Source organism: Streptomyces sp. NBC_01294 (assembly GCF_035917235.1).
Taxonomy (GTDB): domain Bacteria; phylum Actinomycetota; class Actinomycetes; order Streptomycetales; family Streptomycetaceae; genus Streptomyces; species Streptomyces caledonius.
Genome location: NZ_CP108423.1, coordinates 6,911,121 through 6,936,410, shown reverse-complemented (window position 1 = coordinate 6,936,410; position 25,290 = coordinate 6,911,121). Strand labels below are relative to the sequence as shown.

Genomic DNA, 25,290 nt, shown 5'->3' with positions numbered 1-25,290 from the left:
CTCCGCCAAAAGAATGACCCGTTCCCTTTGCCCGTCCTTTACCATGTGTGCAAAGCGAAAGCCCCTCTCAAGTGAAAGGTGTGAGCGTCCGCCCATGGGCGAGCCTCCCAGTCCACGGCATACCCGTTCGCGACATCGCGCGGTCCCCCTCCTCCTGGCCGATCATGGGACGGAGGTGATCGACCGATGACCGAAGTGCTCCTCCTCGTCGTGGCACTGCTGCTCTGCATCACCTGCGGGGTCTTCGTCGCGGCCGAGTTCTCGCTGACGACCGTCGAGCGCAGCGAACTCGAGCGGGCCGTCGAGCGCGGCGAGCGCGGCGCCGAGAGCGCCCTGGCCGCCGTCCGCACCCTGACGTTCCAGCTCTCCGGCGCCCAGCTCGGCATCACGGTGACCGGCCTGGTCATCGGCATGATCTCCAAGCCGTCGATCTCCGCCCTGCTCCAGGGCCCGTTCGAGGCCATGGGCCTGTCCGCCGAGACGGCCTCCTCCGCCGCCCTGATCCTCGGCACGGCGGTCTCGACCGTCGTCCTGATGGTCGTCGGCGAGCTGGTGCCCAAGAACTGGGCCATCTCCTCCCCGCTGGCGATCGCCAAGCGGGTGGCGACGATGCAGCGGGTCTTCAGCCGGGCCTTCAGGCCCCTGATCAGCCACCTCAACACCACCGCGAACCACATGGTGCGCCGCTTCGGCATGGAGCCGACCGAGGAGCTGGCCTCGGCGCGCACCCCGCAGGAGCTGGTCGCCCTGGCGCGGCACTCCGCGAAGGCGGGCGCCCTGGAGAAGGACACCGCCGAGCTGTTCGTGCGGACCCTGAACCTGGCCGACCTGACCGCGGAGAACGTGATGACCCCGCGCGTGCAGGTCACGGCACTCGACGTGCAGACCACCGCCGAGGACGTGGCGAACGCGACGCTGGCCACCGGTCTGTCCCGCTTCCCGGTCTACCGGGGAAGCCTCGACACCGTCGTCGGCACCGTCCACATCAAGGACGTGCTGGCGCTGCCCGCCGAGGAGCGCCGCCGCCGGCCGGTGTCGCAGCTGCTGCGCGAGCCGCTCCTCGTACCGGAGTCGCTGACCGTGGACCGGCTGCTGGACCGGCTGTCCGGGAAGCAGACGATGGCCGTGGTCATCGACGAGTACGGCGGCACGGCCGGTGTGGCCACGCTGGAGGACATCGTCGAGGAGGTCGTCGGCGAGGTCCGCGACGAGCACGACCCGCACGAGACCCCGGACCTGGCCCCGGCCGGTACGGACGCCTCCGGGCGGGTGCTCTACTCGGCCGACGGCGCGGCCCGCACCGACCAGCTCCGGCGGATCGGGCTGCGGGTGCCGGACGGCCCGTACGAGACCCTGGCCGGCCTGATAGCGACCGAGCTGGGCCGCATCCCGGCCGTCGGCGACAGCATGGAGCTGGACGGCTGGCGGCTGGACGTGGTGGACGCGGTCGGGCGACGGGCCTCGCGGGTGCTGCTGCACGCCCCGACCGAGCCCGCCGACGGAACGGAGAAGGCCCGATGACCGCGGTCCAGCTGCTGATCGGCCTGTTGACCCTGGTCGTCAACGCCTTCTTCGTCGGCGCGGAGTTCGCGCTGATCTCGGTCCGGCGCAGCCAGATCGAGCCGTACGCCGAACAGGGCGATCGGCGGGCCCGCTCCGTCCTGTGGGGGCTGGAGCACCTGTCGGCGCTGATGGCGGCGGCCCAGCTGGGCATCACCCTGTGCACCCTTGTGCTGGGTGTGGTGGCCGAGCCGGCCATCGCCCATCTGCTGACCCCGCTGCTCGACCTGGTCGGCGTACCGCACGGAGTGACGCACGCGATCTCCTTCGTGGTGGCGCTGGCGCTGGCGACGTACCTGCACATGCTCTTCGGCGAGATGCTGCCGAAGAACGTGGCACTGTCCGAGCCGGTGCGCACCGCGCTGCTGCTGGGGCCGCCGCTGGTGACCCTCACGCGGGCGCTGCGGCCGGTGATCTTCGCGATCAACGCCTTCGCCAACGCCCTGCTGCGCCTGCTGCGGGTGGAGGTGAAGGACGAGGTGGGGGCGACCTTCTCGGACGACGAGCTGGCCCGCATGGTCAAGGACTCCAGTGACGCGGGGCTCCTCGACGACCGGGCGAGCGAGCGCCTGCACGACGCCCTGGAGCTGGGCCGACGGCCCGTGACCGATGTGGTGCTGCCGGCGGACCAGGTGGTTCCGGCCCGCGAGGGCATCACGCCGGCCGGACTGGAGCGCTTGTCGGCCGAGTCCGGGTACTCCCGGTTCCCGATGATCGACGCCGAGCACAGGATCCTGGGCTACCTGCACGTGAAGGACGCCCTGGACGCGGACGGGGAGGCGCGCGACGAGCCGTTCCCCCTGGCGTCGCTGCGGCCGATCGCGCAGGTGCGGGCGGAGACCCCGCTGGACGACGTGCTGACCGCCATGCGGCGCAGCCGTACGCACCTGGCGGCGGTCCTCGGGACGGACGGCGCCATGACGGGCCTGGTGACGATGGAGGACGTGCTGCGGGAGCTGTTCGGCAGGCCGACCTCCGCGTGATCCGTCGGGACGTGTGGTCCCCGGCCCTGCGGAGCCGGGGTACCGCGCGGTAACATCGCTCCGCCATGGAAATGAATGCCTCTTACACCAGTTTCGTCGCGGTCGGCGACTCCTTCACCGAGGGCATGTCCGACCTGCTCCCCGACGGCTCCTACCGGGGCTGGGCCGATCTGCTCGCCGCCCGCCTCGCGGCGCGCGAGCCGGGCTTCCGCTACGCGAACCTCGCGGTCCGCGGGAAGCTGATCGCGCAGATCGCCGAGGACCAGGCCCCGGTGGCGGCGGCGATGTGCGCCGACGTGGTGACCCTGGTGGGCGGGCTGAACGACACGCTGCGCCCCAATGTGGACATGGGCCGGGTCCGGGACCACCTGGAGTCGGCGGTGGAACTCCTCGCACCCTCCTGCAAGCGCCTCGTGCTGATGCGCTCGCCCGGGCGCAACGGGCCGGTGATGGAACGCTTCCGGCCCCGCATGGAGGAGCTCTTCGTCACCATCGGGGAGCTCGCCGACCGGCACGGCGCACTGGTGGTGGACCTGTACGGGGCCCCCGCCCTCGCCGACCCCCGGATGTGGGACGTCGACCGGCTGCACCTGACGGCCGAGGGCCACCACCGGGTGGCGGAGGCCGTCTGGCAGGCGCTGGGGCTGCCCGCCGAGCAGGACTGGCGCACCGCGCTGCCCGACACCGCACCCCTCGGCTGGACGGTGCGCCGGGCCCAGGACCTGGGCTTCGCCCGGCAGCACCTGATCCCCTGGATCGGCCGCCGCCTGACGGGGCGCTCGTCCGGGGACGGCCGCCCGGCCAAGCGCCCGGAGCTGCTGCCGTACGGGGACGCGCCGCTCTCGTAGCAAGCCACAATCACGAGCGGTGGCCCTACCTGCGTAAACACACAGCGGCGGCCCAAGTAGAATCCCTCCACGTGACTGCCAAGCCCCGCATCCCCAATGTCCTGGCCGGCCGCTACGCCTCCGCGGAGCTCGCCGTCCTGTGGTCCCCCGAGTACAAGGTGACGCTGGAGCGGCGGCTGTGGCTCGCCGTGCTGCGTGCCCAGAAGGACCTCGGTATCGAGGTCCCGGACGCGGCCCTCGCCGACTACGAGCGCGTCCTGGAGACCGTCGACCTCGCCTCCATCGCCGAGCGCGAGAAGGTCACCCGGCACGACGTGAAGGCCCGCATCGAGGAGTTCAACGCCCTCGCCGGTCACGAGCACGTCCACAAGGGCATGACCTCCCGCGACCTGACCGAGAACGTCGAGCAGCTGCAGATCCGGCTCTCGCTGGAGCTGGCCCGGGACCGCACGGTCGCCGTCCTGACCCGCCTCGGCAAGCTGGCCGGCGAGCACGCCGAGCTGGTCATGGCCGGCCGCTCCCACAACGTGGCCGCGCAGGCGACCACGCTGGGCAAGCGCTTCGCGACGGCGGCCGACGAGCTGCTCGTGGCCTACGACCGCCTGGAGGACCTCCTCGGCCGTTACCCGCTGCGCGGCATCAAGGGCCCCGTCGGCACCGCCCAGGACATGCTCGACCTGCTCGGCGGCGACGCCGCCAAGCTCGCCGACCTGGAGCAGCGGATCGCCGCCCACCTCGGCTTCGCCCAGGCCTTCACCTCGGTCGGCCAGGTCTACCCGCGCTCGCTCGACTACGACGTGGTCACCGCGCTGGTGCAGCTGGCCGCCGCTCCCTCGTCGATCGCCAAGACGATCCGCCTGATGGCCGGCCACGAGCTGGTCACCGAGGGCTTCAAGCCCGGCCAGGTCGGCTCCTCCGCGATGCCGCACAAGATGAACACCCGCTCCTGCGAGCGCGTGAACGGCCTGATGGTCATCCTGCGCGGCTACGCGTCGATGACCGGTGAGCTGGCCGGCGACCAGTGGAACGAGGGCGACGTCTCCTGCTCCGTGGTCCGCCGCGTGGCCCTGCCGGACGCCTTCTTCGCCTTCGACGGTCTGCTGGAGACCTTCCTGACGGTCCTCGACGAGTTCGGCGCCTTCCCGGCCGTCGTCGCCCGCGAGCTGGACCGTTACCTGCCCTTCCTCGCGACCACCAAGGTCCTGATGGGCGCGGTGCGGGCCGGGGTCGGCCGCGAGGCCGCCCACGAGGTCATCAAGGAGCACGCGGTGGCCTCGGCCCTCGCCATGCGCGAGCAGGGCGCCGAGCGCAACGAGCTGCTGGACAAGCTGGCCGCCGACGAGCGGATGCCGCTGGACCGGGCCCAGCTCGATGCCCTGATGGCCGACAAGCTGTCCTTCACGGGCGCCGCGGGCGACCAGGTCGCGGCGGTGGTCTCGCGCATCGAGGCGATCGCCAAGCAGCACCCGGAGGCCGCCGGGTACGCGCCGGGGTCGATCCTCTGACCCCCGACGAGCTGAACGCCGCCCGCGACCGCGTCCTCCCGGACGTGGTCGCGGGCGGTCTGCGTGTGCTGTTCTGCGGTATCAACCCAGGACTCCTCTCCGCCGCGACGGGCCACCATTTCGCCCGCCCCGGCAACCGGTTCTGGCCCGTCCTGCACCTTTCGGGCTTCACCCCGCGGCGGCTGGATCCCGCGGAGCAGGAGGAGCTGCTGACCTACCGTCTCGGCATCACCAACGTCGTGGCCCGCGCCACGGCCCGGGCCGACGAGCTGAGCGCCGAGGAGTTCCGCGAGGGCGGCCGTCTCCTGTCGGCCAAGGTGGAACTGCTGCGCCCCCAGTGGCTGGCCGTGGTCGGAGTCACGGCGTACCGCACCGCGTTCGGCGAACGCAAGGCCCAGATCGGCCCGCAGGAGCGCACCATCGGCTCCACCCGCATCTGGGCGCTGCCCAACCCCAGCGGGCTCAACGCCCACTGGACCGCCGAGTCCATGGCCCTGGAGTACGCCCGCCTCCGCGCAGCCGCCGAGTCCCCCGACCGTTAGGCGTCCTGTGGGCATGCCCGTCGTGCGCCGCGGGTGATGCGTCGGAGCGGCGACAGCGCGTACCCGGCCGTCACGTACCCCGCGGCGATCGACAGGAGGCCGAGCGCCACCAGGGCGAGCGGTGTGGACGACACCAGCGCGTCCCGGGTCTGCTGCTGCTGCGTCACGCAGGGGCTCATCCCGCTGCCGGCCGGCGCCGGCCCGACGCCGGACCCCGGCTCCGGACACACCGCGGACAGCAGCACACCCGAGGATTCCGAACCCAGTTGGAGGACCGGCTCGTTGCCCTTGTTCACGGCGTGCACCGCAAGCAGGGAGACGACTGCGAGCAGCACCGTCCCGGCCATCATGAACACCGCACCGTAGAGGCAGGTCAGTCGCAAGCGGGTCACGGAACGCCGCTGCGGCGAAGGCCACTCTGGGACTCGGATCGGCATCGGCACTTCCCCCCTCAAGGCGTGACAGCCCCCACTCTCTCCTGACCACCCCTAAGCGGCGCGTCAGGGCGGGTCGACGACCGTGACCCCTGCCATCAGCAGGTAGGGGTCCTCCTCGTTCCACTGCGTCACATAGGCCACCAGCCAGTGGGCCCCGGCCCGCCACAGGTGCACGTGGTCGGTGCTGTCGCTCAGCTCGTCCCACGGCGCCGGTATGTCCTCCCCGGCGAATCCGCGGTCCCGCAGCGTCCCCAGGCTGAAGATCTGCGGGTCCCCCCACCGGTCGGTCACGGCCTGGGCGAGCGCCCCGTACTCGGCGCCGATCTGGTCGACCGCCTCGATGCGGCCCGATCCGTCGTCTTCCCAGAAGTCCCGCGTCCGGGCCAGCCGGACCAGATGAAATCCCGGACCGCTGCTGCTGCCGACGGTCCGGACCGGCTCGGACGGGAATTCCTTCGCCCGGAGCCGGTCGATCGTGTCGAGGTGCTCTGCCGTGGTCATACCGTCAGTATCCCGAGGGGCACTGACAACTGGCCTGCCGTCACGTGTCGCGTCGCCGCACTGCGATCCAGCCGCAGACGAGCGCCGCCGCCGCCCACAGCGCCAGCACGCCCAGCCCGGTCCACGGGCCGAGGTCGCCGTACTGCTCGCTGCGCATCATCATCTGCCCGGCCCGGTCCGGCATGAACTGCCCCACTCCGGTCGCCGCCGCACCAACGACGAAGGACACCATGAGGACGAAGGGTATGAGGATGCTCAGGACGGCCACTCCGCTGCGCAGCACCGCCGTGAGCCCGGCCGCGAACAGGGTCATGAGGGTCAGGTAGAGACCGCAGCCGACCATGGCCCGCACGGTGCCGGGGGCGCCCGGTTCAAGGGCGTACGGGCCCATGAACGCCTGGCCGGCCAGGAAGGTCAGGAAGCCGGTGAGCTGGCCGACGACGAGGGCAAGTGCGCCCAGCGTCGAGATCTTCGACAGGTAGAACCGGGTGCGGTCGGGCACGGCGGTGAGGCTGGTGCGCAGGCCTCCGTTGTGGAACTCGGCGGAGAAGGCGGTCGCGCCGAAGGCTATGGCGGCCACCTGGCCGAAGTTGAGTCCGTAGAAGGCGGCGAGGAGCGGGTCGTCTCCCATGCTGCCCTCCTCGGCCTGGCCTATCGCCGCGGCCGTCAGCGCCTGGATTCCCACGGTGGCGACGAGGATGGATATCAGGGACCACAAGGTGCCCCGGAGAGACCGGATCTTGATCCATTCCGAGTGCAGTACGGGGGTTGTGGGCAGAGCGGCGCTCATGGCGAAGCCTCCTGAAAGAACCGGAACCGGTGGACGGTCAGTGGGTTGCGGTGAACTGGGCGTGGTCGGCGGTGAGATCCAGGTAGGCCTGCTCCAGCGAGGCGCGCTCGTCGGAGAGCTCCAGCATGGGGATGCCCTCACGGGCGGCCATGCCGCCGAGCTGTTCCGCCTGTATGCCGTCGACGGTCCAGCGCCCGCCGTCGGCGCCGACCATCTCGAAGCCGTCCCGTGCCAGGGCGGCCCGCAGGCGTATCGGATCCGAGGTCCGCAACCGCACGCGGGGGGTGCTGCGCGCGTCGATGAACTCCTCCGTCGAGGTGTCGGCCAGCAGCCTGCCCTGACCCAGCACGACCAAGTGGTCGGCCAGCGCGGCGGTCTCGGCCATGAGGTGGCTGGAGACCAGGACGGTCCGCCCCTCGGCGGCCAGTGCACGCATCAGCTCGCGGATCCAGATGATGCCCTCGGGGTCGAGGCCGTTGGTCGGCTCGTCCAGCAGGAGCACCCCGGGGTCGCCCAGCAGTGCGGCGGCTATGCCGAGGCGCTGGCGCATGCCGAGCGAGAAGGACTTGATCCGCCGCCTGGCCACGGAGGCTATGCCGGCCTGCTCCAGGACCTCGTCCACCCGGCGCACCGGAATGCGGCCGGCGGCGGCGAGGAAGCAGAGGTGGTCCCGGGCGGTGCGACCGCCGTGGGCCGACTGGGCGTCCAGCAGGGCGCCGACCCGGTGCAGCGGGTCCGGCAGGTCCAGGTAGCGCAGGCCGCCCAGGGTGGCCGCTCCGGAGGTGGGCCGGTCCAGGCCCAGCAGCAGACGCATGGTGGTGGACTTCCCGGCGCCGTTGGGGCCGAGGAATCCGGTGACCCTGCCGGGCAGGACATCGAAGGTGAGGCCGTCCACCGCACGGTGGGTGCCGTACTGCTTGGTGAGTTCTCGGATCTCGATGCTGTTCATGGCTCAAGACTCGCCGCCGGCCCCACCCCTCTCCCTCCCCCATGCGAGGGTGCCGTCTCCCCCACGTGGGGGAGACGGCCGCGGACAGGGTGCTGCCACCATGGAGTCATGTACCGACTGCTCAGGGCCCCGCTCCAACCAGTGACCTATTCACGCTGGTTGCACCTCTGCGTGCCCGCCCTGCTGCTGGCGCTCTGGATGTTCATAGAGCCCGCGGCGCCGTGGGCTCCGCTGCTCATCGTCATCCCGCTGGGTCTGGTGCCCTGGGTGCGGCTGGCGGAGGGGCTGCAGGCGCGGTTCCTGCTCACCCCGCACGACTGGGACCGCGAGGAGAGCACCATCAGCGCGGTCCCCTCCGCAGGGTGGAGCGACCGGTGGCGGACCCTGCTGTGGCTCGAGGTGCGGCTCGTCTTCACGGGGGCCGCCTGGGCCCCGACCGTGTGGCTCCCGATGATGACGGTCGAACTGGTCACGCTCGCGCTCGGGCACCCGCTGGAAAGCGATCCCATGCTGCCCTTCGTGCCCCCGCGGTGGGCCGCCGCACTGCTCGTGCCGGTGCCGCTCATCCTGCTCTTCGCCATGGTGATCGTGCTCGGGCAGCTGATCACCGCGGTCGCCCAGCGGTTGCTGGGGCCTTCGGCGGCCGAGCGGCTCACCGCGCTGGAGGCCCGGACCGAACAGCTGCTGGAGCGCACCCGGATCGCGCGGGAGCTGCACGACTCCATCGGGCACGCGCTGACGGTGGCGGTGGTGCAGGCCGGGGCCGCCCGGGCCGCCGGCGATCCGGAGTTCACCGACCGGGCGCTGTGCGCGATCGAGGAGACGGGCCGGGCCGCGCTGGAGGATCTGGAGCGGGTGCTGGGCGTACTGCGGGAGTCCAAACGGCCACCGTCCCAGGGGCCGACACTGGCGGAGGCGGACCGGCTGCTGGAGTCGGCCCGCGCCTCCGGTGCCGCCGTCGACGCACAACTGACCGGACCACTGGAGAAGTTGCCCGGACCGGTCACCCGGGAGGGGTACCGGATCCTGCAGGAGGCGCTGACCAACGTGCTGCGCCACTGCGGCCCCGTACCGGTCAGGGTGCGGGTGGAGATGACCGCGGGCCGGCTGGACCTGGAGGTGACGAATCCGCTGCCGGAGCGTTCCGGCGTCACGCTCGGCGGCGGCAGCGGGCTGCGCGGGATGCGGGAGCGGGCCGCGCTGCTCGGCGGCGAGACGGAGACCGGACCGCACGAGGGGGGCTGGAGAGTGCACGCACGGCTTCCGTTGGAGCGAATACGCTGACCGGATGCCGGTTACCGTACTGCTCGTCGACGACGAACCCCTGGTGCGCGCGGGTCTGCGCGCCGTCCTGGATGCCCAGCCCGACATCGAAGTGGTGGGTGAGGCAGCCGATGGCGCCTCCGTGATTCCGCTCGTACGGCAGTTGCGGCCGGACGTCGTGGCGATGGACGTGCGGATGCCGCTCCTCGACGGGATCGAGGCGACCCGTGCGGTCCTGCGGACGGTGGACTCCCCGCCGAAGATCCTCGTGGTGACCACCTTCGAGAACGACGAGTACGTCTACCAGGCGCTGCGGGCCGGGGCGGACGGGTTCCTGCTGAAGCGGGCCCGGCCGTCGGAGATCGTGCACGCGGTACGGCTCGTGGCGGAGGGCGAGACGCTGCTCTTCCCCGCGGCCGTACGGGCCCTGGCCGCGGAGTACGGGAACCGGCAGGCCCGGACGGTGCTGGAACGGGCCGCCCTGACCGAGCGGGAGGAGGCGGTCCTGCGGCTCATGGCGCGAGGGCTCACCAACGTGGAGATCGCGGCCGAGCTGATCATCGGCACCGAGACGGTCAAGTCCCACGTCAGCGCGATCCTCGCGAAGCTGGGGGCGCGGGACCGCACCCAGGCGGTGATCACGGCGTACGAGTCGGGCTTCGTCTCCCCGGCCTGAGGAGTGTCCGGCCGGTCCGGCCCCCTCGGCCGGACACTCCTCAGGGAGGGGCTGATTCCGGACGTTGGGGGGCTGCTTCTCGCCGCGGCACCGGGCGGGCAGTACGATCCGGCTGACAGGCTCGCTAGCTGGGAGGACACACGTTGGGGCAGCTGACCGGCGGGGACCCCTCCCTGCTCCGGCGGATCAACTCCGCCGTGGTGCTCCGGGCCCTGCGCTCGGCCGGATCGCCGACCCTCACCGACCTCACGCGGCTGACCGGGCTCTCCCGGCCGACCGTCGAGGGGGTCGTGGAGGGGCTGATGGCGACCGGGCTCGTCGTCGAGGCCGATGCCGAGGAGGGCGCGCGGCGGCAGGGCCGTCCGGCCAGGCGGTTCCGTTTCCGGGCCGAAGCGGGACATCTGCTCGGCATCGAGATCGGCTCGCACCGGATCGCGGTGCTGCTGTCCGGACTGGACGGACGCGTCATCGGCGCCGGCACCAAGGACGTCGCGGAGGCGGCGTCCGCCGACGAGCGGCTGGAGCGGGTGCGGGCGGCCGTCGCCGATCTGCTGCGCCGCGCCGGGGTGCCGCGGGACTCCCTGCGGGCGGTCGGGGTCGCCAGCCCCGGGATCGTGGAGGCGGACGGCACGGTCCACCTGGGCACCGCGCTGCCCGGCTGGACCGGGCTGCCGCTCGGGGAACGGCTGCAGCGCTCGTTCCGCTGCCCGGTTCAGGTGGAGAACGACGCCAATGCGGCGGCGGTCGCCGAGCACTGGAAGGGTGCCGCGCGGGACACCGGCGACATGGTGTTCGTGATGGCGGGGCTCAGTCCCGGCGCCGGTTCGCTGATCGGCGGCCGGCTGCACCGGGGCTTCGGCGGGGCGGCCGGCGAGATCGGCGCCCTGCACCTGCTGGGCCGCGAGGTCACGCCCGAGCGGCTGCTGTCGACCACCGGTGAACCGCTGCATCCGCTGGACGAGCCTGCCGTCGCCGAGGTCTTCGCGATGGCCAAGCGCGGCGACGAGCGGGCGGTAGCCGCCGTGGAGCGGTTCCTGCAGCGGCTGGTGCACGACGTGGCCGCGCTGGTCCTGGCGATGGATCCGGAGCTCGTGATCGTCGGCGGCTGGGCGGCCGGCCTGGACGGGGTCCTGGAGCCCCTGCGCCACGAGCTGGAACGCTACTGCCTTCGCCCGCCGCGGGTGGCCCTGTCGATGCTCGGCGAGGCCGCGGTGGCGACCGGGGCCCTGCGGCTCGCGCTGGACCACGTGGAAGAGGAACTGTTCGCCGTGGAGAAGACGGTCACGGCCCGCCCCCGCTGACCCCGCCACGACCGCGCGCGGTCGTGGCGGGGCCGGCCGCGCGGGCCCGGCACAACCCGAAGGGCACGCCCCGGACGCGAGACGGCCCGGGTCCGGCAGTTGCCGGACCCGGGCCGTACCCGAGCGCTCAGAAGCGACAAGCCCACCCTGGCAGTGTCAGGAGGCGACGCGGGGTTCGTGGGTGATCTCGACGTTGCCGGAGTCGCCGAAGGTGAGGCGGCAGGTGTCGGCGCGGTAGGTGGCCACCGAGACGGCGGCGGTGCCGGCGGCGGTGAAGTAGCGCGTGGTGACCAGGAGTACCGGGGCACCGGGCAGCCGGTCCAGTTCCTTGGCGTCGTCGGCGCGGGCGGATCCGAGCTCCACCGAGCGGTCCTGCCCGTCGAGGACCAGCCGCTGCAGTTCGCGCAGGACGGCGCGGGCGCGGGCGGGGCCGGCCGGGGCCTCGATGGCGGGGAGTCCGGGCACCGAGGCGGCCGGGACGTAGAGCAGTTCGGCGGCGACGGCCTGGCCGTGCGTGACCCGGGTGCGGCGCACCGTGTGGACCGGCTGGTCGGCGGCGAAGGCCCCGCCGGTACCGAGGAGCTTCAGGACCGCGACGGGCGGCAGGCTCTCGGCCGCGTCCAGCGGCTCCCAGCCGTCGGCGCTCTCGCCGGGCCAGCTGTGCTGCGCGGTGCCGACGGCGACGCCGACGCGCGGCGGGGCGACGGTGGTGCCGACGCCGCGGCGACGCTGCAGCCGGCCTTCGAGCTCCAGCTGCTCCAGCGCCTGGCGCAGGGTCGCGCGGGCGACTCCGAAACGGGCGGCGAGCTCACGCTCGTTGGGCAGCACCTCGCCGACGGCGAAGTCCTGGTCGAGCGCCTCGCTGAGGACGGTCTTCAGGTGCCAGTACTTCGGCTCCGGCGCCGTTTCGAGCTGCGTGGTCCCCACCCTGACTCCTCCTGCCATCGCTGCACTCGCCGTGTGTTCCAGCGGCAGTTCCGCGCCTTTGTTTATTAAAGGTTCCTGCACTATCCCTGCGACGATAGGACGGCGCACCCCCTTGGTCAAGACCAATGCTCGTACCTTTGCCGGGCAGATCGGGCATACGTATCAAGCCGTTCACGGGATGTTCTCGCGGGCCCCGAAGGCTTGTAGTCAAGGGCTACCGGACGGTAATCATGGCGGTAGGCACTACTGACAACCTGTCTCGCACGCGTCCAACCGACGAGGAGCAGCATGACCGCCACGGTCTCCTTCACGATCGATTCGCCGCTCGGCCCCCGCACCGCCACCGTCGCCTACGAGCGCAAGGGCGCGGGCGAACCGCTCCTCCTGCTGCACGGCATAGGCCACCACCTCCAGGCCTGGCACCCGGTGATCGACATCCTGGCCGCCGAGCACGACGTGATCGCCATCGACCTGCCCGGCTTCGGCACCTCGGCGCCGCTGCCCGAAGGGGTCCCGTACGACCTGGCCACCGTCGCCCCGGCGCTCGGAGCGCTCTGCACGGCCCTCGGCGTCGAACGCCCGCACGTCGCGGGCAACTCCCTCGGCGGGCTGCTCGCCCTCGAAATGGGCCGGACCAACCTCGTCCGCTCCGTCACCGCCCTCTCCCCCGCCGGGTTCTGGACGGAGGCCGAGCGCCGCTACGCCTTCGCCGCGCTCCTCACGATGCGCGCCGGCGCCAGGGCGCTGCCGGTCCCCGCGGTGCAGCGGCTCTCGCGCAACGCCGCCGGCCGCGCCGCGCTCACGGGCACCATCTACGCCCGCCCGTCCCGCCGTTCGCCCGAGGCCGTGGTCGCCGAGACCCTCGCCCTGCGCCACGCCACCGGCTTCGAGAACACCCTGGCCGCGGGTGGTTCCGTACGCTTCACCGACGACGTGCCCGGCCTGCCGGTCACCATCGCCTGGGGGACCCGCGACCGGCTGCTGCTGCGCCGCCAGGGCGTCCGCGCCAAGCACACCGTCCCCGGCGCCCGGCTGGTCCGGCTGCCGGGCTGCGGCCACGTCCCGATGAGCGACGACCCCGCCCTCGTCTCCCGGGTGGTGCTCGACACGGCCCGCAGCGCGAGCCCGGTGACCGCCTGAACGGGCGGGCGCCGCAACGGACGAGCACGGAGAGGGACGGGCGCCGACCCGATGAGCGCTCGCCCGGACGAGCGCCCGCCCGGACGAGCGCTCGCCCAGACGAGTGCCCGCCCGGATGTGCGGCTGACCCAATGAGCGCCTGACCGGACGGGCGTCCGACCGGATGAGCCGCTGACGGCTGTTCATCCGCGGTTCGCGTGGGCGACGCGGCCGGGCCGGTGTGCGGCGGCACGCTGGTCCGACCCGTCCTCGCCGGCCCCTGGAGACGCACCGATGGCATCGATGCCGCACACCCGACGGTCCCTCATCGGCGGTTCCCTCGCCCTGTCCTCCGCGCTGCTCGCCTCCCCGGCCCTCGCCGCCCCCGCGTTCGCCCGCTCCGGCCGGCCGAACGCGACCTGGGGCGTCCAGTCCGGCGAGATCACCGCGCACGCGGCCACCATCTGGACCCGTTCCGACCGCGTGGCGCGCATGTACGTGGAGACCTCCCCGAGCGAGGGGTTCCGCTACGCCGTGCGCCGCCACCGCGGGCCGCTCCTCGGCCCGTCGAGCGATTTCACCGGGACCACCGTCCTGCGCGACCTCCCGCCCGGACAGCAGATCCACTACCGGGTCGTCCTAGCCGACCCCGACGACCCCCGCCGCACCGGCGCGCCGGTCCACGGCACCTTCCGCACCGCCCCCGTCTCCCGCCGCCACGACGTGCGCTTCGTGTGGTCCGGGGACCTGGCGGGCCAGGGCTGGGGCATCAACCCCGACCTCGGCGGCTACCGCGTCTTCGAGGAGATGCGGCTGCGCAACCCCGACTTCTTCCTCTTCAGCGGCGACACGATCTACGCCGACGGACCGATCGCCTCCTCCGTGCCCCTGCGCGACGGCAGCCTCTGGCGCAACGTCACCACCGAGGAGAAGGCCAAGGTCGCCGAGACCCTCGCCGAGTTCCGCGGGAACTTCCGCTACAACCTGCTCGATCGCAACCTGCTCGGCTTCAACGCCCAGGTCCCGGTCCTCGCCCAGTGGGACGACCACGAGGTGCGCAACAACTGGTACCCGGGCCAGCTGATCGACGACCCCCGCTACACCGTCAAGGAGGCCGACACCCTCGCCGCCCGCGCCCGCCAGGCCTTCGGCGAGTACTTCCCCGTCACCGACCTGCGCGGCGGCCGCGCCGAGGGCCGGATGTACCGGGTGATGCGGTACGGCCCGCTGCTCGACGTCTTCGTGCTCGACATGCGCACCTACCGGGGCGCCAACTCCCCCGGTACCCAGACCGAGGACCCCATCGGCATCCTCGGCCCCGAGCAGCTGGCCTGGGTCAAGCGCGAGCTCTCCCGCTCCCGCGCCACCTGGAAGGTCATCGCCGCGGACATGCCGCTGGGCATCGTCGTCCCCGACGGGGCCGTGAACTTCGAGGCCGTCGCGCAGGGCGACCCCGGCGCCCCGCTGGGCCGCGAACTCCAGATCGCCGAGCTCCTGCGGCACGTCAAGCACCGGCGCATCACCGGCACGGTCTGGCTCACCGCCGACGTGCACTACACCGCCGCGAACCACTACGCGCCCGAGCGGGCCGCCTTCACCGACTTCGCGCCGTTCTGGGAGTTCGTTTCCGGCCCCATCGGCGCCGGCGGCTTCCCGGCCGGGCGGCTCGACGCCACTTTCGGCCCGCGGACGGCGTACGTCCAGTCGGCTCCCTTCGCCAACATGTCGCCGTCGGAGAACCCTCCGTACTACGGCGAGGTCGACATCGACGGCGGCAGCGGGGAACTCACCGTCCGGCTGCGCCACCAGGGAGGCGGCGTACTGTTCACCAAGACCCTCCAGCCCGGCCGCGTCGGCCAGTAGGACACCGGGAACCTGGGCGCCGGGTCGGGCCCGATCGGCTCGCCTTTCCGGAAAACAGGGTGAAATCGGCCAGATGGACACTTAACCAGTCGGTCACAGATCGTTCGTGATCACGCAACACCCCTGCGCCACAGTGGTGTGCATGACTGACCGTAACCCCACCTCCGCCCAGCGTTCCCACCGTCACCACTGGCGCCGCGACGTCGTCGAACTCGCCGCGCTGTTCTGCGCCGTCGCGGTCGCCGACGCCATCGCCAATCTCGTCGTGCACGGACCGAGGGGCCCGGTCCTGCTGGTCGCCTCGGCCGTGGCACTCCTCGTCACCGCGGCCTTCCACACCTGGTGGGCACGGCGCCACAGCCATGCGCCGCCGCCGGGCAGCACAGCGCCCGGCGATACGACGCCGGCGCCGCTCCCGCACGCCGCCCCCGGAGCCACCGGGAGCACCACCACGAGTACGACCACGACCACCACGACCACCACCGCCCTGTGGCGGATGCGCACGACCGTACGGGACGAACCCGGCTCCCTGGCCGCCCTCTGCACCGCCCTCGCCCGTAACGGCGTCGACATCCTGACCCTCCAGACGCATCCGCTCCCCGAGGGCGGCACCGTCGACGAGTTCCTGCTGCGCGCCCCGCAGCAGCTGCCCTCCGCCGACCTCACCCGTGCCATCGCCCGGTCCGGCGGCCACAGCACCTGGATCGAGCGCGCCGACGCCCACGACCTGGTCGACACCCCGACCCGGGTCCTCGGCCTGGCCACCCGCACCGCCCTGGACGCCGCCGAGCTCCCCCTCGCCCTGCGCCAGCTGCTCGGCCGCTGCACGATCCACTCGATCCCGGCGACCACCCTCTCCGGCCGCCCCAACGCCGGCGCGGACGCCCCGGTCGAGGGCGTCCTGGAGGCCACGGTCATGCGGCTGCGCGACCCCTCAGGCGGTGCGATCACCGTGGAGCGGCCCTACCTGCCCTTCACCCCCACCGAGTTCGCCCGCGCCCGCGCGCTCGTCGAGCTCGACGCCCGGCTCGGCCCGCGCGTCCCGCGCAGCCAGGACGTGCTGACCCTGCCCGAGGGCAACGAGATCACCGTGCGCCGCGCCGACGGCTCCGACCAGGCGGCGGCCCGCGCCATGCACGACCGCTGCTCCGAGCGCACCCTGTCGCTGCGCTACCACGGGCCCGTCTCCGACGCCGACCGCTACCTCGGCCACCTGCTGAGCCCCCGCTTCGGCCGCACCCTCGCCGCCACCACCGCCTCCGGGAAGCTCGTCGCCCTCGGCCACCTGCTGTGGGACGGCGACGAGACCGAGATCGCGCTGCTCATCGAGGACGACTGGCAGCGCCGCGGCATCGGCTCCGAGCTGCTGCGCCGGCTCGTCGCGATGGCCGTCGAGGCCGGGTGCGACAGCGTGTACGCCGTCACCCGCGCCGCCAACACCGGCATGGTCGCCGCGATGCGCGGCCTCGGCCTCCCCCTCGACTACCAGATCGAGGAGGGCACCCTGGTGATCACGGCCCGGCTGGACGCGACCCCGGTCCCCTCGCGCCTGCCCTGCGAACTCCCCCGCGAGCGCCCGCACGAGCTTCCGCACGAACGGCAGGCTCCGCGGCTCGGCCACTGAGCACCCGGGCCGGTTCCCTCCACCGGAACCGGCCCGGCCTGTTCCGGCCAAACTCCGGGCGCCCACCCCCGCACACTTCCCCTGCCGACCGCGAACTCGCCTGCACAGAAGGCAGGTTGGTGCCCTCCGTCGAGGGCGGCGGACCCGCCTCCGGCCCACGTCAGCAGCCCGGCGGCAAGGGGTGATGACGGGAGCCCGTCCCACAGACGAAGATGGCCGCATGTCAGAGATCCTCCACAACGGCAGCGCATCCCGGCTGCCCCGCCAGGTGGCCGACGCGTACGTCGACGACCTCATCGCCCTCGACCCGATCACGGGCACCTACCTCGGCGTCGCCGCGAGCTCCGGCAGGCTTCCGGACTTCTCCCCGGCGGGCCGGGAGGCCGTCGCCCGGCTCTCCCGCGAGACCCTCGCCCGCCTCGACGCCGCCGAGTCGCTGCCCGGCGCCGACAGCGACACCGAGCGCCGCTGCGCCCGCCTGCTGCGCGAGCGCCTCACCGCCGAGCTCGCGGTCCAGGAGGCCGACGAGGACCTGTGCGCGGTCAGCAACATCCACAGCCCCGCGCACTCCGTCCGCGACGTCTTCAGCCTGACCCCCGCCGACACCGACGAGGACTGGGCGGCGATCGCCGAGCGGCTGCGCGCCGTACCGGCCGCCTTCGAGGGCTACCGCGAGAGCCTGCGACTCGGCCTGGAACGGGGCCTGTACGGCGGCCCCCGCGCCACGGTCACCATGATCGGCCAGCTCACCACCTGGGCCGGCCAGGACGACGCCGGCACCGCCTTCTTCGAGGACTTCGCCTCCGCCGGCCCGGACGCCCTGCGCTCCGAGCTGGACGCGGCGGCCGCGGGCGCGACCGCCGCCGTCGTCGCGCTGCGCGACTGGATGAGCTCCGTGTACGCCCCGGCGGTCGAGGGCAGGCCGGACACCGTGGGCCGCGAGCGGTACGCCCGCTGGTCCCGGTACTTCAACGGCACGGACCTGGACCTGGACGAGGCGTACGCCTACGGCTGGTCGGAGTACCACCGGCTGCTCGCCGAGATGAAGACCGAGGCGGCCAAGATCCTCCCGGGCGCCGGCCCCTGGGAGGCGCTGGCGCACCTGGACGAGCACGGCACCCACATCGAGGGCGTGGACGAGGTCCAGGCCTGGCTGCAGGGCCTGATGGACGAGGCCATCGAGAACCTCGACGGCACCCACTTCGAACTCGCCGAGCGCGTCCGCAAGGTGGAGTCCCGGATCGCCCCGCCCGGCGGGCCCGCGGCCCCGTACTACTCCTCCCCCTCGGAGGACTTCTCCCGCCCGGGCCGCACCTGGCTGCCCACCATGGGCCAGACCCGCTTCCCCGTCTACGACCTGGTCTCCACCTGGTACCACGAGGGCGTGCCGGGCCACCACCTGCAGCTCGCGCAGTGGACGCACGTGGCGGACCAGCTCTCCCGCTACCAGGCCACCGTCGGCTGGGTCAGCGCCAACTGCGAGGGCTGGGCCCTGTACGCGGAGCGGCTGATGGACGAGCTGGGCTACCTCAAGGACGCCGAGCAGCGCCTGGGTTACCTGGACTGCCAGATGATGCGCGCGGCGCGGGTCATCGTGGACATCGGCATGCACCTGGGCCTGGAGATCCCGGCGGACTCGCCGTTCCACCCGGGCGAGACCTGGACGGTGGACCTGGCGCAGGAGTTCTTCGGCCTGCACAGCGGCCGGCCGGCGGACTTCATCGAGAGCGAGCTGACCCGCTACCTGTCGATGCCGGGGCAGGCGATCGGCTACAAGCTGGGCGAGCGCGCCTGGCTGCTGGGCCGCGACAACGCGCGCGCCGCGCACGGTGATTCCTTCGACCTGAAGGCCTGGCACATGGCGGCGCTGTCGCAGGGTTCGCTGGGACTGGACGACCTGGTGGACGAGCTGTCGAAGCTCTGACGGCACGGCCGCCGCACCACGAACGACGGACGGGCCGCTCGTCCCCCTGGGGATGAGCGGCCCGTCCGCGCCGGTCCGGTGTTCCGCGTCAGGTGCTCCTCGTCAGGCGCACACGTCAGCAGCCGCAGTCGTCCGAGTCGGTCGGCGCGGTCAGCGGGTCGGCCTCGGCGCGCTGACGGCTGCCCTCCCAGGTCTCGACCTCGAAGCCCTCGCGGATCCAGTACTCGATGCCGCCGAGCATCTCCTTGACCTGGAAGCCGAGTTCGGCCAGGGCGAGGGCGGAGCGGGTGCCACCGTTGCAGCCGGGGCCCCAGCAGTACGTCACCACGGGGAGGTTCTTGTCCAGGAGCCGCTCGGCCTGCTCGGGGACGAGGGCGGTGGGCAGGTGGACGGCGCCGGGCACGTGGGCCTGGTCCCAGGACGGGGTGGAGCGGGAGTCGACGAGCTGGAAGCCCAGCTCGGCACCCTGCTCGCGGTGGGCCTTGAAAGCGCTCGCCACGTCCGACACGTCGGCGTGGAAGGCCAGGCTGGCGGCGAAGTACGCGGCGGCCGCGGCCGGGGAGGCCGGCGGCACCCGGAGCACGGGGTTGGCGGGGGCGGGAGCGGTCGAGCCAGGCTGGTTCATGGGCGTCTGCGTCGTCGTCATGGCCAAAAATCTACGATCTGTTGATCATCGCCGGAAGTGACTTTCCCCGGCCTTTCTCTTGTCCGGCCGGGGATTTCCCTGCTAGTCCTGACACATGACCGACTATTCCCCTGACGCCACCGACTGGCGGATCCTCGAAGCCCTCCAGCGGGACGGGCGCGCCAGCTTCACCGAGCTCGCCCGCTCCGTGTCCATGTCCGCGAGCGCCGTCACCGAGCGGGTCCGCAGGCTGGAGGAGGTCGGCATCATCACCGGCTACACGGCGGTGGTGGACCCGGAGAAGCTCGGGAAGTCGATCCTCGCCCTGGTGCGGTTGCGCTATCCGCACGGCAACTACAAGCCGTTCCACGACTTCCTGGACGCCACCTCGGAGATCCTGGAGGCCCACCATGTCACCGGCGACGACTGTTTCGTGCTCAAGGTCGCGGCGCGTTCGATGGCACACCTGGAGGAAGTCACGGGCCGGATCGCGGGCCTCGGGCCGGTGACGACGAGCATCGTCTACTCCTCCCCACTGCCCCGCAGGCCGCTCAGCCCCTGAGCGCCAGCCCTGAGCGCCCGCCCTGACAGCCCTGAGCGTCGCCCCTGGAGGACCTCAGTCCGTGAACGCCGCCGTCCGGTGGCGCACCACGGAGCCGCCGCGCTGCTTGACGATCTCCAGCTGGGCCTGGACCCGGGTCCGCAGGTCGGCGACGTGGCTGACGATGCCGACGCTGCGGTCCCGCTCGCGCAGCGAGTCCAGGACGTCGAGCACCTCGTCCAGCGCCTGGTCGTCGAGGCTGCCGAAGCCCTCGTCGATGAAGAGGGTGTCCAGGCGCATGCCGCCCGCCTCGTCGGTGACCACGTCGGCGAGGCCCAGCGCGAGGGCGAGCGAGGCGAAGAAGGTCTCGCCGCCCGACAGGGTGGCGGTGTCGCGCTCGCTGCCGGTCCAGGCGTCGACCACGTGCAGTCCGAGGCCGGAGCGCCCCCGTCCGCTCGCGCGCGCGTCGGAGTGGACCAGGGTGTAGCGGCCGCCCGACATGCGCAGCAGCCGTACCGTCGCGGCGGCGGCCACCTGCTCCAGGCGTGCGGCCAGGACGTAGGCCTCCAGGCGCATCTTGCGCTCGTTGTCGGCGGAGGTGCCCGCGGTGAGTCCGGCCAGCCGGGCGACCCGGTCGTAGTCCTCCCGCAGCGGGCCGAGCGCGCGCAGTTCCTGCTCCGCCTGCCGGGAGAGCCGGTCCAGCTCCGTGCAGCGCACCCGGGCCGCGTCGGCCGCCGACCCTGCCGTACGAAGCTTCGCCGCGGCCGAGACCTCGTACGCCCCGGCCGCATCCGGTGCGGCCGGAGGCAGGGCTGCCGCTTCGGCGGTGCCGGTTTCGCCGCGGCGGTCCGCCAGCAGGGCCTCCTCCGTCTGCCAGGCGTCCAGCCGGTGTTGGAGCGCGGTGCGTTCGTACTCGGGGAGCACCGCGTCGGCGGCGTCCTCGATCGTGTCGAAGCCCGCCTTGAAGGCGGCGTCGGCGAGCTGGTCGTCGGCCTCCTTGAGCCGGCCGGCGGTGCTCTCGGCCCGGCGCAGCGAGACGGCGGCGGCCGAGACCATCCGGACCCGGTCCTCCAGGGTCCGGGCGCGGGCCGCGACCGTGGGCGCGCCGTCCCGCACCAGGGCGAGCTCGGCCTCCAGCCCGGCCTGTTCCCGGTCCAGGCCCTCACGGCGCGAGGCCCGGGCGGCGGCCCGGGTCTCGGCGCCCTGCCGGTCGGCGCTGCGCGCGGCGTGCTCCCGCTCGGCCCGGGCGAGCTGCTCCCGGGCGGCGTGCAGCCCGGCGGCCGCGGCGTGGGCGGCGGCGTGCCGGGCGCTGAGGTCCGAGGTGAGGGCGAGGAGTTCGCCGGTGGTGGCGTCCCCGGCGGCAGCCGCGGCCTCGGCGCGGGCCTCCTGGGCGGCGGCGAGCCGGCTCTCGACGGCGGCCCGGGCCCGCTCCGCCTGTTCGAAGAGCGCGTGGGCGGCGTCCTCGGCCGCGCGGTCCACGTGGCCGGGGGCCGGGCGGGCCGGGGCCGGGTGCTGCGCGGACCCGCACACGGTGCAGGCCTCCCCCGCCACCAGTGCCTCGGCGAGCTCGGCGGCGATGCCGCGCAGCCGGGCCTCCTTGAGCTCCAGCCAGCGCTCCCGGGCGGCCGTCGACTCCTCGCGCAGGGTGAGCAGTTCGGCCGCGGCGCGGTCCGCCTCGGCCGCGAGCTCGTCCCGCCGGCGGGCGGCCTTCAGGTGCATCCGGGCCGGTTCCAGCCGGCCCGCGAGCTGCTCGGCCAGGGTCGCGGCCTGCTGGGCGGCGTCCAGGCGGTCCTGCAGCGCGGTCCGGGTCGCCTCCCAGCGCTCCAGCCACTCGGCGGACTCCTGGTGCTGCTCCTCGGCGGCCCGGGACTCCCGTTCCAGGTCGGCGCGCTCGCGGCCGATCTCGGCGCTGCGCTGCTCGGCCCGGTGGGCGGCGCCCAGCGCGCCCAGGTCCTCGCGCAGCCGCTGCTCGACGGCGGCCAGCTGTTCGGTGCCCGCCTCCTTCAGCGGGAGCGGCAGCTCCGCCCGCGCGGCGGTCTCGGCGTGCGCGGCGGCGAGGTGCGCGGCGGAGGCCGCTCCGCGCAGTTCCAGTGCGGGGGCCACCAGGGCGCCCCGCCGGGCCCGGTCCAGCAGGCCGCGCACCCTTTCGCGCTCGGGCCCGGCCTCGGCGAGCAGGGCGGCCCGCCGGGTGGTCTCCGCGTGCCTGCGCTGGAGCCGGTCGAGCTCCCGCGCGTCCTCGGCGGCCCGCCGGGCGGCGGCGTGCCTGCTCTCGACCGCGGCCAGCGCGTACTCGGCGACGTCCAGCCGCTCCCGGGCCGAGCACCGGGCGACGGCCGCCCAGGCCCGGACGGCCGAGGCGAGCCCGGGGTCTCCCGGCTGGTGTGCGGGCAGCGGCCAGGCCCGCAGGTCGGCACTGTCCCCGGCGGCCTGGGCGAGCCGCTGCGCGGTGTGCAGCACCATCTCGTCGCCGGCCCGGACCTTGGCCTCGGCGGCCCGGCGGCGCTCCCCGAGCAGGGTCTCGACGGCGGCGAAGCGGCGGGTGTCGAAGAGCCGGCCGAGGAGCCGGCCGCGGGCCGCCTCGTCGGCCCGCAGAAACTTCGCGAACTCCCCCTGCGGCAGGAGCACGACCTGGCAGAACTGCTCACGGCTCATCCCGAGCAGCTGCTCGAGCTCCTCGCCGATCTCCTGGTGGGAGCGGCTCAGCGCCTCCCAGCCCGCGCCGGTGTGCTCCCGCAGCCGGCTCTGGGCCTTGTCCCTGGTCGTTCCGGTGCCGCGCTTCTTCGGGCGCTCCTGTTCGGGGCGCCGGGTGATCTCCAGGCGGCGGCCGCCCGCGGTGAGTTCGAGGGTGACCTCGGTCGGGGTGCCGGTGGAGGCGTGGTCGCTGCGCAGGCTGGTGCCGGGGGCCTGGCGGGGGCCGGGGACGGACCCGTAGAGCGCGTAGCAGACGGCGTCGAGCACGGAGGTCTTCCCCGCACCGGTGGGTCCGTGCAGCAGGAAGATCCCGGCGCCGGACAGCGCGTCGAAGTCGATCTCCTGGGGCTCGGCGAACGGCCCGAAGGCGGTGACCTTGAGCCGGTGCAGCCTCATCGGTGGGTCTCCTGACGGCTGTCGTCGGCCCGTACGTCGTCGAAGGCGCCCTGCAGCACGGCCCGTTCGGCCTCGTTCGCGTGACCGCCGCCGCGCACGTGGGCGACGAAGTCCTCGGCGATCTGCTGGTCGCTGCGGCCCCGCAGGCGCTGGGCGTAGGAGGCCCCGTCCTCCTCCTCGCGGCCCTCGGGGTCGAAGGCGAGGCTCAGGGTGTGCGGGAAGCGGACGGCGAGCCGGGCCATGGGGTCGTCGGGGCGGACGGCGTCGGTGAGGGTGGCCTCCACCCAGGCGTCCTCGTGCACGGCGTGCGCCGGGTCGTCCAGCAGGTCGTCGAGGCGTCCGCGCAGCCGCGCGAGGGCCCGCGGCACAGGAGTGCCGATCCGCTCGGCGCCGGCGATCTCCCCCTGCGCCCCCAGCTCGATCAGCCACATCGTCTTGCGGTGGTGGACTTCCGAGAAGGAGTAGGCGAGCGGGGAACCGGAGTAGCGGACCCGGTCGTTGATCGTCTGGCAGCCGTGGAGGTGGCCGAGGGCGGCGTAGTCCACCCCGTCGAAGACGGAGGCGGGCACGGCCTCGACCCCGCCGACGGTGATGTCGCGCTCGCTGTCGCTGGCCTGCCCGCCGGTGACGAAGGCGTGCGCCAGGACGATGGAGCGGGTGCCGGGCGGGCGGGTGGCCAGGTCGGCCCGGATCCGGTCCATGGCCGCGCCGAGGACCGCCTCGTGGCTGACCTTCTCCGCGCCGAACTCGTCCTTGACCAGCGCCGGTTCCAGGTACGGCAGCCCGTAGAGCGCCACCTCGCCGTGTACGTCGGCCAGCACCACCGGGTCGGCGCAGCCGGCCGGGTCGGTGCGCAGGTGGATCCCGGCCCGGTCGATCAGCCCGGCGCCGACCCCGAGCCGGCGGGCGGAATCGTGGTTGCCGGAGATCATCACGGTGGGCACGCCGAGGTCGGCGAGCCGGTGCAGGGCCCGGTCGTACAGGTCGACGGCGGGCAGCGGGGGCACGGCCCGGTCGTAGACGTCACCCGCGACGAGGACGGCGTCGACCTCGCGCTCGCGGACGGTCTCGACGAGGTGGTCGACGAAGGCCGCCTGGGCGCCGAGGAGGTTCACGCGGTGGAAGGCACGGCCGAGGTGCCAGTCGGAGGTGTGCAGGAACTTCACTCGCCGGCCCCGCCGCACATGCCGTCTCCCCCTGGTCGTCTCCCGCTCGCTGAACCCCTCTACGCTAACCCGTCCCCGAGGTCCCTCAAGGCGCGTACGTCTCTCCGCCGAGGGTGAGGACGGCGCTGCCCGCCGTGCTGTCGGCGAGCCAGGCCTCGAAGGCGGGCAGGTCCGCCTCCGGGAGGGCGACCTCGATCTCCACCGCGGACCCGTAGCGCAGGTCCACCACGATCCGGCCGGTGGCGCGCAGATCGTTCTGGGTCTTGCCGGCCCGCTGGTGGTCGACGGTGACGGTGGCCAGCCGGTAGCGGCGCCGGGTGACGGTGCCGAGCTCGTCGAGGGCCTCCCCGACGACCCCGCCGTAGGCCCTGATCAGCCCGCCGGCACCGAGCTTCACACCGCCGTAGTAGCGGGTGACCACGGCGACCGCGTAGCGGATGTCGCGGCGCATGAGCATCTGCAGCATGGGGACCCCGGCGGTGCCGCCGGGCTCGCCGTCGTCGCTGGCCTTCTGGACGGAGGCGTCGGCGCCGATGACGTAGGCGAAGCAGTTGTGCGTGGCGGTGGGGTGCTCCTTGCGGATGCGCGCGACGAACTCCTGCGCCTCCTGCTCGGTCGCGGCGGGCGCGAGCGAGCACAGGAAGCGCGAGCGGTTGATCTCCGACTCGTGCACGCCCTCACGGGCCACCGTCACGTACTGGTCTGCCTTCACCGCCCCACCCTAATCCGTGGTCGAGGACGGGCCGGCCGACCGCAAGGCGAGCAGACTGGTCGCGGCCGAGGCCATCACGTGATCGACTGCTGACTCCCGTCAGGCAACGTGCAGGTGGATTCCCTGTACGGGTTGTCCTTGACCTGTCCACCCGCGGCCGCGCACTCCTCCCCTGGTGATGGTCGGAGACGCGGCGGCCTGAGCGCTGACAGCACCGACCGCGCTCGCGCCGGCCAGGGTGGCTGCAGCCAAGGCGAGCCCCGGCATTCTTCTCATACGCATGACTTCCTCCTCTCAGCCGCCCCCATTCGGCCCTTTCAAGGACAAGTCCCGGGCCGACAGCGCCC

The 25,290-nt window shown here is 73.2% G+C and carries 22 protein-coding genes; 13 read left to right on the top strand and 9 right to left on the bottom strand.

Translation table 11 applies throughout. The annotated features are described in order from the left end of the window. Positions 1-186 precede the first annotated feature (186 nt). From OG534_RS31400 to mug, 5 genes are all read left to right on the top strand, one after another. A complete protein-coding gene (locus OG534_RS31400; RefSeq protein ID WP_326592522.1) occupies positions 187-1,521 on the top strand; it encodes a hemolysin family protein in 1,335 nt (444 codons plus the stop codon). Further along, positions 1,518-2,543 carry a hemolysin family protein gene (locus OG534_RS31395; protein WP_326592521.1) on the top strand — a complete coding sequence of 342 codons (1,026 nt, stop codon included), beginning with the start codon at positions 1,518-1,520 and terminating at the stop codon, positions 2,541-2,543. The genes OG534_RS31400 and OG534_RS31395 overlap by 4 nt, the downstream gene beginning before the upstream one ends. 65 nt (positions 2,544-2,608) lie before the next feature. Continuing rightward, positions 2,609-3,391, top strand: coding sequence for an SGNH/GDSL hydrolase family protein (locus OG534_RS31390; protein ID WP_326592520.1), 783 nt, complete (start codon positions 2,609-2,611; stop codon positions 3,389-3,391). Positions 3,392-3,462: 71 nt separating this feature from the next. Further along, the gene (gene purB, locus OG534_RS31385) at positions 3,463-4,896 is read left to right on the top strand and encodes an adenylosuccinate lyase (RefSeq protein WP_326592519.1); all 1,434 of its coding nucleotides are present in this window, start codon (positions 3,463-3,465) and stop codon (positions 4,894-4,896) included. Then, positions 4,893-5,438 carry a G/U mismatch-specific DNA glycosylase gene (gene mug, locus OG534_RS31380; RefSeq protein ID WP_326593967.1) on the top strand — a complete coding sequence of 182 codons (546 nt, stop codon included), beginning with the start codon at positions 4,893-4,895 and terminating at the stop codon, positions 5,436-5,438. Before purB ends, mug begins: the two co-directional genes overlap by 4 nt. On the opposite strand, the gene OG534_RS31375 is transcribed toward mug, so the two are convergent. The 4 genes from OG534_RS31375 to OG534_RS31360 form a co-directional block, all read right to left on the bottom strand. After that, positions 5,435-5,830 (bottom strand): hypothetical protein, encoded by a 396-nt coding sequence (locus OG534_RS31375; RefSeq protein ID WP_326592518.1) that lies wholly within the window; start codon positions 5,828-5,830, stop codon positions 5,435-5,437. The genes mug and OG534_RS31375 overlap by 4 nt on opposite strands. A 108-nt stretch (positions 5,831-5,938) precedes the next feature. Then, positions 5,939-6,376, bottom strand: a complete 438-nt coding sequence (locus OG534_RS31370; RefSeq protein ID WP_326592517.1) for a hypothetical protein — start codon at positions 6,374-6,376, stop codon at positions 5,939-5,941. Positions 6,377-6,416: 40 nt separating this feature from the next. After that, positions 6,417-7,166 (bottom strand): ABC transporter permease, encoded by a 750-nt coding sequence (locus OG534_RS31365; protein ID WP_326592516.1) that lies wholly within the window; start codon positions 7,164-7,166, stop codon positions 6,417-6,419. Between the two features lie 37 nt (positions 7,167-7,203). Then, on the bottom strand, positions 7,204-8,115 hold the full coding sequence (locus tag OG534_RS31360) for an ABC transporter ATP-binding protein (protein ID WP_326592515.1): 912 nt from the start codon (positions 8,113-8,115) through the stop codon (positions 7,204-7,206). Positions 8,116-8,223: 108 nt separating this feature from the next. On the opposite strand from OG534_RS31360, the gene OG534_RS31355 reads away from it, so the two are divergent. The 3 genes from OG534_RS31355 (at position 8,224) to OG534_RS31345 (ending at position 11,355) form a co-directional block, all read left to right on the top strand. Next, positions 8,224-9,399, top strand: a complete 1,176-nt coding sequence (locus OG534_RS31355; RefSeq protein ID WP_326592514.1) for a sensor histidine kinase — start codon at positions 8,224-8,226, stop codon at positions 9,397-9,399. A gap of 4 nt (positions 9,400-9,403) precedes the next feature. Further along, positions 9,404-10,054: a response regulator transcription factor gene (locus tag OG534_RS31350; protein ID WP_326592513.1), complete on the top strand. Its 651-nt coding sequence runs from the start codon at positions 9,404-9,406 to the stop codon at positions 10,052-10,054. Between the two features lie 143 nt (positions 10,055-10,197). Next, positions 10,198-11,355: an ROK family transcriptional regulator gene (locus OG534_RS31345; protein WP_326592512.1), complete on the top strand. Its 1,158-nt coding sequence runs from the start codon at positions 10,198-10,200 to the stop codon at positions 11,353-11,355. Positions 11,356-11,511: 156 nt separating this feature from the next. Here the strand turns inward: OG534_RS31345 and OG534_RS31340 are convergent, their stop codons facing one another. Continuing rightward, the gene (locus OG534_RS31340) at positions 11,512-12,282 is read right to left on the bottom strand and encodes a GntR family transcriptional regulator (RefSeq protein WP_326592511.1); all 771 of its coding nucleotides are present in this window, start codon (positions 12,280-12,282) and stop codon (positions 11,512-11,514) included. Between the two features lie 288 nt (positions 12,283-12,570). On the opposite strand from OG534_RS31340, the gene OG534_RS31335 reads away from it, so the two are divergent. The 4 genes from OG534_RS31335 (at position 12,571) to OG534_RS31320 (ending at position 18,812) form a co-directional block, all read left to right on the top strand. Beyond that, entirely contained in the window at positions 12,571-13,422 is an 852-nt protein-coding gene (locus tag OG534_RS31335; RefSeq protein WP_326592510.1) for an alpha/beta fold hydrolase, read from the top strand. A gap of 273 nt (positions 13,423-13,695) precedes the next feature. Continuing rightward, on the top strand, positions 13,696-15,264 hold the full coding sequence (locus OG534_RS31330; RefSeq protein WP_442807172.1) for an alkaline phosphatase D family protein: 1,569 nt from the start codon (positions 13,696-13,698) through the stop codon (positions 15,262-15,264). 142 nt (positions 15,265-15,406) lie between these two features. Continuing rightward, positions 15,407-16,888, top strand: coding sequence for a GNAT family N-acetyltransferase (locus OG534_RS31325; RefSeq protein WP_326592509.1), 1,482 nt, complete (start codon positions 15,407-15,409; stop codon positions 16,886-16,888). Positions 16,889-17,108: 220 nt separating this feature from the next. Then, on the top strand, positions 17,109-18,812 hold the full coding sequence (locus OG534_RS31320) for a DUF885 domain-containing protein (RefSeq protein ID WP_326592508.1): 1,704 nt from the start codon (positions 17,109-17,111) through the stop codon (positions 18,810-18,812). Positions 18,813-18,927: 115 nt separating this feature from the next. Here OG534_RS31320 and OG534_RS31315 read toward each other — a convergent pair whose 3' ends face one another. Continuing rightward, the gene (locus OG534_RS31315) at positions 18,928-19,458 is read right to left on the bottom strand and encodes a rhodanese-like domain-containing protein (RefSeq protein WP_326592507.1); all 531 of its coding nucleotides are present in this window, start codon (positions 19,456-19,458) and stop codon (positions 18,928-18,930) included. A gap of 94 nt (positions 19,459-19,552) precedes the next feature. Between OG534_RS31315 and OG534_RS31310 the strand changes: the two genes are divergently transcribed. Further along, on the top strand, positions 19,553-19,999 hold the full coding sequence (locus OG534_RS31310; protein WP_326592506.1) for an Lrp/AsnC family transcriptional regulator: 447 nt from the start codon (positions 19,553-19,555) through the stop codon (positions 19,997-19,999). A 54-nt stretch (positions 20,000-20,053) separates the two neighbouring features. On the opposite strand, the gene OG534_RS31305 is transcribed toward OG534_RS31310, so the two are convergent. From OG534_RS31305 to OG534_RS31295, 3 genes are all read right to left on the bottom strand, one after another. Next, the gene (locus tag OG534_RS31305; RefSeq protein ID WP_326592505.1) at positions 20,054-23,065 is read right to left on the bottom strand and encodes an SMC family ATPase; all 3,012 of its coding nucleotides are present in this window, start codon (positions 23,063-23,065) and stop codon (positions 20,054-20,056) included. Then, positions 23,062-24,231 carry an exonuclease SbcCD subunit D gene (locus OG534_RS31300; RefSeq protein WP_326592504.1) on the bottom strand — a complete coding sequence of 390 codons (1,170 nt, stop codon included), beginning with the start codon at positions 24,229-24,231 and terminating at the stop codon, positions 23,062-23,064. Before OG534_RS31300 ends, OG534_RS31305 begins: the two co-directional genes overlap by 4 nt. Before the next feature lie 85 nt (positions 24,232-24,316). Then, on the bottom strand, positions 24,317-24,943 hold the full coding sequence (locus OG534_RS31295; protein ID WP_326592503.1) for a YigZ family protein: 627 nt from the start codon (positions 24,941-24,943) through the stop codon (positions 24,317-24,319). Positions 24,944-25,290 lie beyond the last annotated feature (347 nt).

What these genes read in the sequence shown, in the direction of transcription:
- OG534_RS31400 (WP_326592522.1), top strand. Translation starts at nt 187, where the DNA reads ATGACCGAAGTGCTCCTCCTCGTCGTGGCACTGCTGCTCTGCATCACC.
- OG534_RS31395 (WP_326592521.1), top strand. Translation starts at nt 1,518, where the DNA reads ATGACCGCGGTCCAGCTGCTGATCGGCCTGTTGACCCTGGTCGTCAAC.
- OG534_RS31390 (WP_326592520.1), top strand. Translation starts at nt 2,609, where the DNA reads ATGGAAATGAATGCCTCTTACACCAGTTTCGTCGCGGTCGGCGACTCC.
- OG534_RS31370 (WP_326592517.1), bottom strand. Translation starts at nt 6,376, where the DNA reads ATGACCACGGCAGAGCACCTCGACACGATCGACCGGCTCCGGGCGAAG.
- OG534_RS31365 (WP_326592516.1), bottom strand. Translation starts at nt 7,166, where the DNA reads ATGAGCGCCGCTCTGCCCACAACCCCCGTACTGCACTCGGAATGGATC.
- OG534_RS31360 (WP_326592515.1), bottom strand. Translation starts at nt 8,115, where the DNA reads ATGAACAGCATCGAGATCCGAGAACTCACCAAGCAGTACGGCACCCAC.
- OG534_RS31355 (WP_326592514.1), top strand. Translation starts at nt 8,224, where the DNA reads ATGTACCGACTGCTCAGGGCCCCGCTCCAACCAGTGACCTATTCACGC.
- OG534_RS31350 (WP_326592513.1), top strand. Translation starts at nt 9,404, where the DNA reads ATGCCGGTTACCGTACTGCTCGTCGACGACGAACCCCTGGTGCGCGCG.
- OG534_RS31335 (WP_326592510.1), top strand. Translation starts at nt 12,571, where the DNA reads ATGACCGCCACGGTCTCCTTCACGATCGATTCGCCGCTCGGCCCCCGC.
- OG534_RS31330 (WP_442807172.1), top strand. Translation starts at nt 13,696, where the DNA reads ATGGCATCGATGCCGCACACCCGACGGTCCCTCATCGGCGGTTCCCTC.
- OG534_RS31325 (WP_326592509.1), top strand. Translation starts at nt 15,407, where the DNA reads ATGACTGACCGTAACCCCACCTCCGCCCAGCGTTCCCACCGTCACCAC.
- OG534_RS31320 (WP_326592508.1), top strand. Translation starts at nt 17,109, where the DNA reads ATGTCAGAGATCCTCCACAACGGCAGCGCATCCCGGCTGCCCCGCCAG.
- OG534_RS31315 (WP_326592507.1), bottom strand. Translation starts at nt 19,458, where the DNA reads ATGACGACGACGCAGACGCCCATGAACCAGCCTGGCTCGACCGCTCCC.
- OG534_RS31310 (WP_326592506.1), top strand. Translation starts at nt 19,553, where the DNA reads ATGACCGACTATTCCCCTGACGCCACCGACTGGCGGATCCTCGAAGCC.
- OG534_RS31305 (WP_326592505.1), bottom strand. Translation starts at nt 23,065, where the DNA reads ATGAGGCTGCACCGGCTCAAGGTCACCGCCTTCGGGCCGTTCGCCGAG.